The sequence below is a fragment of the Microbacterium sp. KNMS genome (assembly GCF_053851835.1).
Genome location: NZ_JBSQBP010000179.1, coordinates 1 through 244, shown reverse-complemented (window position 1 = coordinate 244; position 244 = coordinate 1). Strand labels below are relative to the sequence as shown.

The 244-nt window shown below is 54.5% G+C and carries 1 pseudogene; it reads right to left on the bottom strand.

Going from position 1 to position 244, the window contains the following annotated elements:
* Positions 1-235 (bottom strand): annotated as a pseudogene (locus ACWXWW_RS18285) (IS6 family transposase); the annotation flags it as partial.
* Between the last annotated feature and the right edge of the window lie 9 nt (positions 236-244).

The window sequence follows — 244 nt, the reverse complement described above, 5'->3', positions numbered from 1 at the left end:
CATCCATGTGCCACGGGCAAAGATCGGAAGGGTTACGCCAGTACCAGCGCAGCCGTTTTTCCATTTCAGGCGCATAACGCTGAACCCAGCGGTAAATCGTGGAGTGATCGACATTCACTCCGCGTTCAGCCAGCATCTCCTGCAGCTCACGGTAACTGATGCCGTATTTGCAGTACCAGCGTACGGCCCACAGAATGATGTCACGCTGAAAATGCCGGCCTTTGAATGGGTTCATGTGCAGCTC